Raw genomic sequence first — 12,661 nt, forward strand, 5'->3', positions numbered from 1 at the left:
TGCATTAAGCTAACCACTACTACTGCCTTCATGGTTCGGGACTTTCACCCTATAGATTGCACCCATGCCGGGCGCACAAAAATACCCTCCAGATCATTTAACTGGAGGGCATTCTTATTAATATAATCTTATCGGAATGAATTACTTGGAGCAGCAAATATTCATGTTGTGTTAGCTATTTGATTCTTTTTGTATTAGAAGCTTGTTCTCTACTGTTGTTGTCTCCAAAACATCATTATCTTTATGAGTATTAGTAATGTTTTTTGTCATCACACTGACAACCACTAAAACTACGATATTAACAAATAGAGCGATAATTCCTACATTCAAGTCTTTAATTGCTTGAGGAAGATAAGGAAATAGATGACCAATTTTTATGTTCCCTAGTTCCATAATTGAGACTAGCACGCCTCCTGTTATAATCCCGGCAAATGCTCCATGTTTGGTTATAAAATTCTTTCTCATCAAGCTTGCGAAAAAGGCAGGAGCTAGTTGTGTGATAAAATTATAGGCGATTAAAGCAAGACTAAAGAGGGAATTTCCACCTTTAAAGGTCAAGTAAATCCCTACGAGAGAAATAAGGGGAACCAAGTATTTTACCAATTTTGCAATCTGATTTTCAGTTGCCGATGGAGTGAATACCTTATATACATTTTTTGCAAGCAATGTTGATATTGACATCAACAGCATGGAACTTGGTACTAAAGCGGCTAACACGCCAGTGCCACCTATTAAGCCCACAAACCATGGATCAAAATCCTGTTTAGAAAGCTGCAGCAAGATAAGATCGGCTTCGCTGCCTTTTAATCCAGGCGTCTGCAAGATAGCTGCAAATCCGACAAAAAAGGCAAACAACAAAATCAATTGGTACATTGGCATTAGGATTGCATTTTTTCGTAAAGCTTTTTCGCTAGAGGCAGCATAAATAGGAGAAAACCCGTGCGGCCACATATAAAATCCAATGGAGCTTAGTATAACGGTCGATATATACCACGAAACGCCCATTCCTTGATCCGGAAGTATGGTATAGTTCGGCTTTGCATTTTCAATGGCCTCAAACATGGGTTGAAGACCGTCATAATAATGAAGAGGGAAATAAACCCCTAAAAATACGACAATGCCAAGAATCAGAATATCCTTCAAAATAGCTGTCCTGGCAGAACCGTGAATACCGGAAACCATTACGAAAATGGTTACACCAATTGCTCCAACCCAAATGGCAGCTGTAGAAGAAATGGCCCCATAGGATGTTGCAGAAACGATATATCCTAACCCCTTCAATTGCAGAACTAAGTAGCAAGTACAAGCTATAACACCAATTACAGCAACAAGCACACCAAGATAAGGACTTTGATATTTTTTCACAAAAAAATCTGATTGGGAAACTAATTGGTGTTTCTTTGCATACCTCCAGATAGCAGGAAATGTCCAGTAGGAGATGACTGTTGCCAGACAGCCGTATGATACGATACTAAAGATGGAACCGCCTTCCCCATAAGCCGATCCACTTGCACCTAAAAAGGTGAAGGTCGTATACATTTCACCTGCGGACAAGAGGAAAATCAAAAGGGCTCCCATTCCGCGTCCCCCGACTGACCATTGTTCTAAGTTCATTTCCTTCCCTTTTTTAGCCTGGATACCAATCACTACGGAAATGACGAAAAAAAACAGGATGAATAACACGGCAATATTCATCTTGAATCTCCCTTCTGATTAGCTGGATCCAGTAGATAGATAATCCCCATAATACATGTGGTTAGCACAGACCAGAGTACAATCCAAAAGTGAAAAAATGGCATTCCCAGAACATAGGGAGTCACTTTATTTGTAAACAAAGCACCTACAATAATGCCAAGAAACGGGATTATTCCGAGCCAATATATTTTTTTCATACTCTTAGCCCCCTAGTAAGTTAGATTTAACATTTTAAAAGTCGCGTGAACAAATAACTTCACCCCATTTTGTAAAGCCTGTTCATCGATCGTGAATTTCGGATGATGATGAGGATATATAATGCCTTTTTCTTCATTACGGGCCCCTATTACAATATAAGATCCCGGAACTACTTTTTGAAAAGCAGAGAAGTCCTCACTTCCCATAATCGGCTTTAAAATCTCTCGGCTTTCTTCACCAAATACTTCACAGACGGTTTCGTCCATCAATCGGGTAACTTCTTCATCATTAATGGTCGGAGCATAACCGAACTGATAATCGAATTCGTAAGTAGCTCCATGCGCTTCAGTAATTCCTTTTATAATTCGTTCGATAAAATTCGGTATTTTTTCCCTTAACTCCGGATTAAAGCTTCGAACGGAACCGCCAATGCTTACCTTACTTGGAATAACATTAATCGCACTTCCCGCATGGAACTGAGTCACTGAAATCACAAGAGCTTCCTGGGCATCTCGATATCTCGAAACAATGTGTTGGAGATTTGATACAACCTGAGTTCCAATTGCAATGGGATCGACGGTAAGTTCAGGCTGTGAGGCGTGCCCCCCTTTACCGACCACGGTAATGTTAAAAGTATCAGCTCCAGCCATCACCGGACCGTAACCCAAACCAATTTTTCCTAAAGGAAGAGTCGACAAGAGATGGGTGCCAATGATCATATCCACTCCATCAAGCACACCGGCTTTCACCATCTCTTGGGCTCCACCGGGCGGCAATTCCTCAGCGTGTTGAAATAAAAAGCGCACCTCCCCTTTAATATGATCCTTTAACTGTGTAAGAACCTTCGCCGCACCAAGCAGCATCGCCGTATGCCCGTCATGTCCGCATGCATGCATCGCGCCTGAATTCTGTGACACAAAGTCAAAATCATTCTCTTCTTCAATTGGAAGCGCATCCATATCTGCCCGCAGTGCAATAACCTTCCCAGGCTGCTGGCCAATCAAACGAGCCATAATACTCGTCTTTGTCGGACGTGAAATTTCCAGATCACCAAAAGTTTGTAGCGTTTCATAAACAAATTGTGCTGTTTTTACTTCTTCAAAAGACAGCTCCGGATACATATGTAAATATCTTCGCCATCCAATCACTTCATCTTTAACAGCCTCGATTAAATCATGAATCATTATCGTTTGAGACACCCAATACATCCCCTTTTCATTCAATTTACATGGTAATCTTTATTTTAGGTTAGTTTAAGGAATAAATTCCTTAAATAGAGTATAATATCCCGTGTTCTTTATTTCAATGTTTTTTGAAAATTCTAAACTGTTTTATTTGATTACTAGATTTAATAGTGGAAGTTCTCCATTTAGTAATTTTACATCAAAATAAAAAAGCACCTAATTTTTGGGTGCTTCAGACTGTATACGGCTTGTGCCTGCGGGGTCTCCACTAGACGCGCTTTTCCCGCAGGAGTCTCGCACCTTCCGCTCCAATCAACTTTGTTATAAAATTTAGATAGAACCTCTTTTTTGCCTACAGTTTTTTTCACCAAAGCACATCTATGTGACATGTCCATTTTTATCAAAGTGTACCGAAAAATAAAGACCATCAAAAAGTAGCGACACGTCATATTTGGCAAGATTTTATGGAAGAAGCAGATCATCTGCGTCATCATCAAGATGTAAAATCTATCTATGCGAAACGTAAAGAAACGATTGAGCGTGTTTTCGCAGATACAAAAGAAAAGCATGGCATGGTTGGATTACTTTAAGGGGAACTTAAAAAATTGTCGATGCTCACTTTCGCTGCCATGAATGTAAAGAAGATGGCCAATTGGACATAGCAAGGTTAAAAAATGGCCTAACATAGTGGGTTCGTAGAGACCCAATCCTTAATATGGAGTAAAATTCAAAGGGAATTTCAAAAAGGGGTTCGAAATGTTTTAATTCCGAACCCCTTTTGTCTTCAAACTGAAGCACCCAATTTTGGGTGCTTATAATAATCGATAAATTTTACTCGGCCTTCCACGTGTGGCGTGAGCCTCTTCACCAACGCATTGTGCCAAATCAACTTCGCACATATCCGCAATAATACGCCGCACATTACGTTCTGTCATCTCAAGATGTTTCGCTAATTCCTTTGTTGTAAAATTACCCCAGCCCATTCTTTGTACAAGGGCTGATATCTTCTTATATGTTTTTACACTGATATTCCCCTTTTTTAACTTTTCGATAAGGAGTTCATTGTGGGACCGGGTAGCATATTGTAATTCTTTCTTTTTGCCTGGTGATTCAATAATCTTTCCATCATCTTGAATAATTACAATTTCACGCTTCTTCATCTCTTTTGAATGTTGAATAGCCCGAAAAGCATTGATTTCCGCCGAATAGGCAGTTTCGCCGAAGCCAATTCCAACGGCAACGGTTGTATCTGCTTCAAAAGCCAATTTTTGAATGGTATCTTCAAGCGTAATAATTTCCCGTTCAATTGCGCCGCGAGAACTAAAAATCATGTATCTTCCATTCCCTTTCTCTGAAAAGGAACCATTTATTTTTTCACCAAGTTGAATTAACATTTCTTTTAGCCGAAGCTCCAAGTACTGTAAATGATAAGGAGTTTTCATTTCCTCTGCCACTCTGTTAAAATATTCAACTTCAATGATTTCAACACCAATTTGTGTATCTTTAAAGTAGGAAGTCTTTACTTTTTCAGAAAGAATCCGAAGCGTTTGCCGGATTTCCATCTTACTCATCGACATCCGGTAAGCTGGAATTCCATACTCCCTTAAAGCTTCACACACGGACGGAAAACAAGATAAAGCGCCTTCTGTCCTTCCCTTATTCCATAAATCCAAGTGAAAATGAAACAATTCATTAGTGTCGACATCTGACTCAAACACTTTCGTATAGATCTTTGGGGTTTTAATATTCAACTGTGACAAAGCTTCTTCACTAATATTGTTTGAAGACATAGTATCGATACTAAGCCTCTCAATAATTTTCCCTTGTTCGTAAATCAACTCTAAAAAAGATTTATAAAAACCTGATTCCGTAGCAGGAACATGGACCATTATTTTATCTGTGCCTAGTGTTTTTTTCGCAATTTCATAGGGAAGTGGACCGGAAAAAAGCCATGCATGTACGTGAGAATGATGTTCTTTTACAATATTCTCTACCTCTTCAGTCTTTACATAGGGCAAAGAGATGAATTCCAATTCATGTTTATATTCTTCTGCCAAGTCTAAAATCTGTTCTACAGAAGTTTTTAGTCCGACTAGTCCGATTTTATACATCCTGTATTCTACTTCCTTTATCATCAGTAATATAATCATGTTCTTTGTAAATATCCTAGTTTAACGTAAGTCATGCTATCGTAAATTTAAATTTTCTGCTCAGTTCTTTTTACCTTTTGTCCTATTTTATCATGCGACATGAAGGAAAAATACGTTGTATACGTTATTCATGTTAGGTTTTCATGACAGCTTTGTTATACATCTTAGATAATCATCGATTATCTTTGTGTTTTCCAAGAGTTCTTTTTGCTTTTTGACATGACATAACCAATTTTCTAGTTAAGCTAAAAAACCACCTCTTTAGGTGGTTTTTTCATATTTTCAATAGGTTCTAAACTAGAATTAGCCTGAACTTGCACCTCTGATTTCTAAAGAAAGTTATAAATTTTCCTTTTTTTATTGGTCATTGAAACATACCCTTCAAAAAGCGATACAGTCCATCTTCTCTATATGAATGCTCCGTCACTTCATCGGCTTGTTCTTTGACCAGGTCTGTGGCATTTTTCATGGCAACGGAATGCCCAGCGAGTTTAAATAGCGGGAGGTCATTTTCGCCATCGCCCACTGCCAGGATATTTTCCGGTCCTAGCTGGAAATGCTTCAGTAATAGTTGAACGCCTGTTGCTTTTGAGACGCCTTCCACGGTCACTTCTACATTGTGATGAGTGGAGGAAGCTGTTGTGAAGGCATTGTACTGCTTGATTTCTCCCAAATCCGCTTTCCATTTTCGGATGGTATCCATTTCATTGCTGAAAAAGTAGATTTTGGCTACGCTGCTTATATCCAGTTGTTCTGACCATCTTATTTTGTCTTCCACTGCATCTTGCCTTGATAGCCATTCATTTTCATCGACTGTCTCGGGCTTTGGCACCAAACCTTGTTTAACCATATAGCCTTTATCTTTAAGTAATGCCATCCGTGTTCCTTCATTAGGATGTACTTCGTAAAAAATCTCGCCCGCTCCTGCTTTGGCGACCAATTCTTCCACAAGTTCCGGCGGCAGGGCATTTTCGACGATCTGTTTCTTTCCGATGAAGACGGACATTCCATTGGCAGTCACCATTCCATCGACTTCCATGCCGGACGGCAATACGTCCCTCGCTTCTTCCAGCGTTCTTCCTGTTGCAATGAAAATCAGCTTTCCGCTTTCCCTAAGTTCCCCTATGTACTGTTCCAGCGTTTCACTCACAGTATTTCTTTCGTTCAATGTCGTGCCATCCAAATCGAGCACAATTGCTTTGTTGGTCATGCAAATCACCTCAAAAATCCGAATGATAATGTAAATGCCAACAGCCCATTATCTATAAAGATCTTAGGCTGTTGTTTTCATTCATTTATTTTTGTTACTTTACCTTATCAGTATAACAGTTTAGGATAATCCTAAAAGTTTCATGACGCTTAGAATTAGGAGACCGACCACACCGAAGTCCGAATCACCAAATGTGGTACCTTCAAACCCTACATCCCCCAAGAAAACAAGGAGTATCGCCGGCAGGAAACTAATGATGAGTCCGTTGGCAAAGGACCCGAGCATCGCTCCGCGTCTGCCGCCTGTGGCATTTCCAAATACACCTGCTGCAGCTCCGGTGAAGAAATGCGGTACGAGCCCCGGAACGATGACTTTCAATCCAAGTACCGGAAGGAGGAACATGGATAATAGTCCAGCCAAGAAACTGAATAGGAACCCGATGATCACTGCATTTGGAGCGAATGGAAAGATGGTCGGACAATCTAGCGCAGGCTTCGTATCAGGAGCGACTTTATCGGCAATCCCTTTGAAGGCAGGGACGATTTCAGCAATTAACATCCGTACCCCTGCAAGGATGATGTAGACTCCTGCAGCAAATGTTATCGCCTGGATGAAAGAAAATACGATGAAGTTCGAACCGCCGGATAATTCCCTTTCAATATAGTTCTGTCCGGCAAACAATGCGACGATCACGAAGAACATCGTCATCGTAAGCGATACAGCGACTGATGTATCCCTCAGGAATCCTAAAGATTTAGGAACCTTGATTTGCTCTGTCGTTTTTTCCTTATTTCCAAACCATTTTCCAACAGTCGCGGATACAAAATATCCGATTGTCCCAAAATGGCCGATGGCAAAATCATCGCTTCCGGTAATCTTCCGTACATATGGCTGAAGGAGGGCAGGGAACATCACCATGCATACCCCTAATAGAATGGAACCGACCAAGATGAGCGGAAAACCGTTAAGTCCGCCGACCGATAGGGTGACTGCAAGTAAACAAGCCATGAATAAGGTATGGTGTCCCGTTAAGAATATATATTTAAATGGCGTGAAACGAGCCAGTAAAACATTGACAACCATACCAAAAACCATGATAAGTGCAGTCGAAGTCCCAAAATCACTTTGGGCAGCTGCGACAATGGCTTCGTTATTCGGTATGACCCCTTGTACATTGAATGCATGATCGAACATTTTACTGAATATATCAAGGGCGCCAATGAGCACTGCCGCTCCCGCTCCAATAATAATGAAGCCCATGACGGTTTTTAGCGTTCCAGATACAACATCCGCACTGGATTTCCGCTGTAACAGCAGTCCAATGAGGGCAAACAGCCCCACAAGTATGGAAGGTGTACCCAAGATGTCATTCATGATAAGTTCCAGCATTGCCTCTCTCCCCCTCTTCTATTTGTTTCTTGTTATAGATGTGAAGCTAATTTCGATGTGATTTCGGGAATGCTCATCATGTTTTCCAGCGTGACGATCGTCCGGGTTCCATCATCCAGCTGACCGACAATATCCGCCGCTCCCAGGAAAATATCCGCCTGAACTGTTTTTGCGGAGGTAAGATCCGTATGATCCACCTCGGCTGTCTTACCCATTTCCGTCAACGCTTTCTTCACATTCATCTCCATGATGAAGCTGCTTCCCAATCCGTTTCCGCATACTACCATGATTTTCTTCATATCAATCTCTCCTTTTTTATCCTACATGCATTTCCAATTTAGATTTGATTTCAGGGATGCTCATCATGTTCTCCAGTGTGACGATCGTCCGGGTTCCATCATCCAGCTGACCGACAATATCCGCCGCTCCCAGGAAAATATCCGCCTGAACCGTTTTTGCAGATGCAAGATCTGTATGATCCACCTCGGCCGTCTTACCCATTTCCTTCAACGCTTTCTTCACATTCATCTCCATGATGAAGCTGCTTCCCAATCCGTTCCCGCATACTACCATGATTTTCATTCCGCTTCCTCCTTCGAATATTTATGAACGTACTCCATAAGGACCGATTTATCTGAAGTGCGTAGGATTTCTTCTATATTGGCTCGTTCATTCAATAATTGAGTGAGCTGGATCAATGCCCGCAGATGCGAATCGTTATCTACGGCCGCCAAAATGATAATCAGGCGAACTGGTTTATCCGGCGCAAAGTCCACGGCTTCATCCAATTTCAGCAAACTCATGGATAAAGACCTGACCCCCTGCTCTGGACGTGCATGGGGAATCGCGACTCCAGGCGTTATCACTACATATGGTCCATTCGTTTCTATCGCTTCGATCATGGCATCCACATATCGTTCTTCGACTGTTCCTAAGTCCACGAGAGGCTTGGCCGCGACTTGAATGCCTTCTTTCCAATCGGAAACATGCTGCTGTAATTGAATCGTTTGCAAATTGAGCAGTTCTTCTAACACAGGCTTCTCTGCCTCCTTTAAAGAAAATTGGGTTATTTTTTGATGGGTATACACATTCGACTTCAAAGCCTTTTCAAGCTGATCCTGTTCATGGATGGTTGCATACTTGGAAATGACTTTTACTAATGCTGAAACATCTACACTTTCCGTCGTATATCCATACAATTCCTGCATGACTTGCTGGCGCAATTTATGTTTGTCCTGCATTTCCAAAATGGGCGGTACAACGAATAATGCCGCTTTTGTTCTCATATGCACCGTTGAAAAAACAAGATCGTACGAAAGTGGGGATTCAGCCGCATTTCTAACGGAAAGAACATCCAGGAACAAAATATCCGGAAATAATTCCCTCAATGTATAAATGAGGATATTGCTGATGCCAATACCATTCGGGCATACTACAATCGCCCGTTTTCGATCATCCAATGTCGTCCCTTGCCTGCGCAGCCATCCGCCAAAATAGATCGTGAAGTATGCGACTTCCTCTTCGGATACCGGACAGCCAATCTCTTTCTCCAACACCCACAGAGATTTTTTTGTCAAATGATGCAGTTCAGGATAGACCTTCTGCACCCGTCCCGTCATCGGGTTAAGTTGCGGGAGACCATACCGCAGGCGATGATATGCCGGTTTAAAATGTACGTATAATTGTTGGCATAGCTGTTCTTTATCTTTCAGGTGAACAAATGCCAGCCTCTCGAACTCTTCCACGATTTCCTGCAAAAGGTGTTGAATGACTTCATCATCCTTAAGCGGGGAAATATCCTTCGTTCGGTTCATGCTCAATAAATGTAAGGTTGCGTATAAGTTTTCCGTTTCGCTCCATACTGATTGAAAGGCATTCGTTCTCGTCATTTCCTCAACCATTTTATATTCTTCTGTCGCAACAAACGGAGCCCAGCTCTGGTCGGCCTGTAACTCTTCCCCTTTTTCTATGAGCCGATCTGTACATAAAAATAAATAGCTCAGTTCATGAAGCCGTTCATCCGTAAAGGTGATGCCTAAATTACGTTCGATCCTTTCAAGCTGTAACCGGATCGAGCCGATTTGCTTTTCATGATTTCCCCATATGCACTCCATTATTAATTCACTATTGGGACTATTCAGTACACCATGCACGAGACGTTCAATGATATATCTCTTTACTCGGCTTTCCCCAATCACCACGTAGCCATCTTGTTTGGAATACTGGATTTTGAGCGATATGTCCTTGTTTTTCTCTTTAAGTCTTTTCAAATCCTTCAACACCGTATTTCTTGAAAGCCCGGTGACCGTCTGGAAATGATAGACGGACAATTCTTCTTGGCTTAACAAGATCATGAGGTAAAAGACTTTTTCCCTATCTGTCTCTGAAAATATATAATTGCGTTTTGTCAGTTTTACATTCAATTCTTCATCCCTGATTGTTTCAGAAAAGGAGTAGCCCATTTCACGATTATATTGAATCGGTTGATATCCATGAAAATGGAGCCAGTCATTCGCTTTGCTCAGACCATATTGTATTTGCCTTCTCGTCAGACCTGTTTGGGCTTCAAGTTCTTTCATTTTTGAAATGGGCGAATGCTGTAATAGTTTTAGTAAATTGGCGCTTCTTTCATCTAAAAACATTCTCAATCCCTCTCCCTGCTTCTACGATATCTCACTTCTTATTAAAAATGTAGCATTTCTAAGTCCGAATGTTGTCATAGGTACTGCACAATAATATACTCTTTAAACATTTGTGCACAATACTGCATCCTTGCTTAAGGCAATATTCGTTCAGTAATCCATTTTCAATGCAGTCTATATGTAGAAAAAGATACTATGTAGGCTTTTTCATACATATTAGAATGCATGATAAAGAACTTATGTTTTTTAGTGTGGAGGCCAGTGAGGTCATGAGACCGAGCAATAAAAGGAGTTCGGGGTGAAGCTAGGGTGAAAACAAATGCAGATGTTCATAAAAAATAAGAGGGGACAAATGTCCCCTCCCAGTGTGTTATCTTTAAATCTGCTTGCTGATCGCGCTGTGCTCCCCTATAGCTTCCGATTATATTTTGATAACCAGGAAGCTGGCTGGAAAGCGATGCACCAAAACCTTCGACATCGTTGCGCCAATCACGCTGTAATTCACATGCTGCGCTAAACCAATTCATAAGCTGCACACCGCCATGGGCCATACGCGCTAAAGCAGCATCAGCTACCTGTTTGCTGACTGTTCCAGAAGCATCAGTGACAGCGAATACTTCATAACCTGCGTTCAAAGCGGAAAGTGCTGGGAAAGCAACGCAGACATCAGTAACCACGCCAGCAATGATAAGTTGTTTTTTTCCAGTTTCTTCGATTGCTTTAACAAAATCTTCATTATCCCATGCGTTAATTTGTCCACGCCGAGCTATTTTTGGCGCGTTAGGAAAGAGTTCTTCCAATTCTTGCATGAGCGAAGAAAGTTCGTATGTAGGGAAATTCCCCCAACCCCTTCGTTGGTTTCAATAAGTTTATAGTTTGGTAAAAAGAACTTCCCATAATTGATCATGAATTCTAAATTCCACGCTCCAAGATAATGTAAATGGTTTTGGTTATATTGAACCCCTTCCATTTTCTGAATGTTTACAACATACTATAAACTATAAGGAATTGGGAGGAGTGCAGAAATGGATGAAAAGAAAGTTACATGGTTAGAGCTCTTTTATGATTTGTTATTTGTGGCGGCCGTTGCGGGCGCAACTCATGTTTTACTGCAGGTTGAAGATGGATATATCCATCCAGTGTATTTATTGAAGTTCGTGTTGATTTTTATTCCTATCTGGTGGGCTTGGGTAGGGCAAACCATATTTATTAACCGGTTTGGAAAGGATTTATTTCATCAACGGCTATTTTTGATATTGCAAATGTTTTTTGTCCTAATTATGACCTCAAGCTTATCAGTTGATTTTGATCCTTATTATCTTTCTTTTTTAACTGGTTATATTGGCTTAAGAGCCATGACGGCTATCCAATATCTTGTTGTACAGCGGATAGAAGAGGGATTTCGAAAAAATGCAGCACTCTTTTTGGGAAGGTATTTTTGGATTGGAATCGTCATTTCATTATTTTCCGTCCTTTTTGATTCCTGGCTTCGATATGCTGTGTTATATTTGGGCATCCTGATCGATATCATTATCCCGATCCTTGGAAGGAAGTGTTTAGAAAAGGTTCCTACAAATACGGCCCACTTGTTAGAGCGATTCGGTCTATTTACCATCATTCTCTTTGGGGAAGCTCTTGTGAGCACTCTTGCGGTAATCCAACCTAAACAAGGAAATTGGGATTCGATAGCCTTTTCTATCATTTCATTTGTCCTGATAATATCTATGTGGTGGCAATATTTCGATAACATGGAGAAGAAAGTCGACAAGTCTGTACAATCTTCCGGCCAGCTCATCATTTACGGTCATCTGTTTATTTTAATGTCTATAAGCATGATTGCAGCGGCCATCAGATTATTGTTTTTACAGGAAGTCCATTATTCATTTATCTTATATTTTGTTTTTGGTTCCGTATTGCTCTATTTCATATCAACCACTTTTGTTTTCCACCAATATCGACATAAGCACCAGCGCTTGCAAATATATCATTTAGCGTTATTTTTAGGGATTTTAGCCGTCTTTTTTATTTTTAATTTGATTGTCCCGGTACCAAATATCGTGATAATAGCCGAATTAACACTGTTTTTTATCATCTTTGCCAAACTAACGACTACATAATATAGGAATCAAAGGTGGAAGTTTTTGCATTTGACATCAAATTAGTTTATTCATAGACTGATTGTGACAAAGAAGA

At 40.7% G+C, this 12,661-nt stretch carries 10 protein-coding genes and 2 pseudogenes; 2 read left to right on the plus strand and 10 right to left on the minus strand.

Features of this window, described 5'->3' with window-relative positions; genetic code table 11:
- Positions 1-171 precede the first annotated feature (171 nt).
- Genes N9I19_RS08575 through N9I19_RS08585 form a run of 3 tightly spaced genes read right to left on the minus strand, consistent with a single transcriptional unit; the run spans position 172 to position 3,077 of the window.
- Entirely contained in the window at positions 172-1,695 is a 1,524-nt protein-coding gene (locus N9I19_RS08575; RefSeq protein WP_317777524.1) for a sodium:solute symporter family protein, read from the minus strand.
- On the minus strand, positions 1,692-1,892 hold the full coding sequence (locus N9I19_RS08580) for a DUF3311 domain-containing protein (RefSeq protein ID WP_061464834.1): 201 nt from the start codon (positions 1,890-1,892) through the stop codon (positions 1,692-1,694). The genes N9I19_RS08575 and N9I19_RS08580 overlap by 4 nt, the downstream gene beginning before the upstream one ends.
- 12 nt (positions 1,893-1,904) lie before the next feature.
- Positions 1,905-3,077, minus strand: coding sequence for a M20 family metallopeptidase (locus N9I19_RS08585; RefSeq protein ID WP_317777566.1), 1,173 nt, complete (start codon positions 3,075-3,077; stop codon positions 1,905-1,907).
- 382 nt (positions 3,078-3,459) lie between these two features.
- Between N9I19_RS08585 and N9I19_RS08590 the strand changes: the two are divergent.
- Positions 3,460-3,739, plus strand: a pseudogene (locus N9I19_RS08590) (transposase); the annotation flags it as partial.
- Between the two features lie 150 nt (positions 3,740-3,889).
- Here N9I19_RS08590 and N9I19_RS08595 read toward each other — a convergent pair.
- The 7 genes and pseudogenes from N9I19_RS08595 to N9I19_RS08625 all read right to left on the minus strand — a co-directional run.
- Entirely contained in the window at positions 3,890-5,188 is a 1,299-nt protein-coding gene (locus tag N9I19_RS08595) for a helix-turn-helix domain-containing protein (RefSeq protein ID WP_125160504.1), read from the minus strand.
- A 403-nt stretch (positions 5,189-5,591) separates the two neighbouring features.
- On the minus strand, positions 5,592-6,437 hold the full coding sequence (locus N9I19_RS08600) for an HAD family hydrolase (protein ID WP_317777525.1): 846 nt from the start codon (positions 6,435-6,437) through the stop codon (positions 5,592-5,594).
- A 120-nt stretch (positions 6,438-6,557) separates the two neighbouring features.
- Positions 6,558-7,826 (minus strand): PTS ascorbate transporter subunit IIC, encoded by a 1,269-nt coding sequence (ulaA, locus tag N9I19_RS08605; RefSeq protein ID WP_284469731.1) that lies wholly within the window; start codon positions 7,824-7,826, stop codon positions 6,558-6,560.
- 32 nt (positions 7,827-7,858) lie between these two features.
- Positions 7,859-8,125, minus strand: a complete 267-nt coding sequence (locus N9I19_RS08610; RefSeq protein ID WP_053347686.1) for a PTS sugar transporter subunit IIB — start codon at positions 8,123-8,125, stop codon at positions 7,859-7,861.
- 16 nt (positions 8,126-8,141) lie between these two features.
- Positions 8,142-8,408 (minus strand): PTS sugar transporter subunit IIB, encoded by a 267-nt coding sequence (locus tag N9I19_RS08615; RefSeq protein WP_317777526.1) that lies wholly within the window; start codon positions 8,406-8,408, stop codon positions 8,142-8,144.
- Positions 8,405-10,468 (minus strand): BglG family transcription antiterminator, encoded by a 2,064-nt coding sequence (locus N9I19_RS08620; RefSeq protein ID WP_317777527.1) that lies wholly within the window; start codon positions 10,466-10,468, stop codon positions 8,405-8,407. The genes N9I19_RS08615 and N9I19_RS08620 overlap by 4 nt, the downstream gene beginning before the upstream one ends.
- Positions 10,469-10,797: 329 nt before the next feature.
- Positions 10,798-11,280 (minus strand): annotated as a pseudogene (locus tag N9I19_RS08625) (isochorismatase family protein); the annotation flags it as partial.
- Between the two features lie 213 nt (positions 11,281-11,493).
- On the opposite strand from N9I19_RS08625, the gene N9I19_RS08630 reads away from it, so the two are divergent.
- A complete protein-coding gene (locus N9I19_RS08630) occupies positions 11,494-12,585 on the plus strand; it encodes a low temperature requirement protein A (protein ID WP_317777528.1) in 1,092 nt (363 codons plus the stop codon).
- The last annotated feature ends 76 nt before the right edge of the window (positions 12,586-12,661 follow it).

The sequence above is a fragment of the Peribacillus sp. CSMR9 genome (assembly GCF_033141925.1).
GTDB lineage: Bacteria > Bacillota > Bacilli > Bacillales > DSM-1321 > Peribacillus > Peribacillus simplex_A.

What these genes read in the sequence shown, in the direction of transcription:
- N9I19_RS08575 (WP_317777524.1), bottom strand. Translation starts at nt 1,695, where the DNA reads ATGAATATTGCCGTGTTATTCATCCTGTTTTTTTTCGTCATTTCCGTA.
- N9I19_RS08580 (WP_061464834.1), bottom strand. Translation starts at nt 1,892, where the DNA reads ATGAAAAAAATATATTGGCTCGGAATAATCCCGTTTCTTGGCATTATT.
- N9I19_RS08585 (WP_317777566.1), bottom strand. Translation starts at nt 3,077, where the DNA reads ATGATTCATGATTTAATCGAGGCTGTTAAAGATGAAGTGATTGGATGG.
- N9I19_RS08595 (WP_125160504.1), bottom strand. Translation starts at nt 5,188, where the DNA reads ATGTATAAAATCGGACTAGTCGGACTAAAAACTTCTGTAGAACAGATT.
- N9I19_RS08600 (WP_317777525.1), bottom strand. Translation starts at nt 6,437, where the DNA reads ATGACCAACAAAGCAATTGTGCTCGATTTGGATGGCACGACATTGAAC.
- ulaA (WP_284469731.1), bottom strand. Translation starts at nt 7,826, where the DNA reads ATGCTGGAACTTATCATGAATGACATCTTGGGTACACCTTCCATACTT.
- N9I19_RS08610 (WP_053347686.1), bottom strand. Translation starts at nt 8,125, where the DNA reads ATGAAGAAAATCATGGTAGTATGCGGAAACGGATTGGGAAGCAGCTTC.
- N9I19_RS08615 (WP_317777526.1), bottom strand. Translation starts at nt 8,408, where the DNA reads ATGAAAATCATGGTAGTATGCGGGAACGGATTGGGAAGCAGCTTCATC.
- N9I19_RS08620 (WP_317777527.1), bottom strand. Translation starts at nt 10,468, where the DNA reads ATGTTTTTAGATGAAAGAAGCGCCAATTTACTAAAACTATTACAGCAT.
- N9I19_RS08630 (WP_317777528.1), top strand. Translation starts at nt 11,494, where the DNA reads ATGGATGAAAAGAAAGTTACATGGTTAGAGCTCTTTTATGATTTGTTA.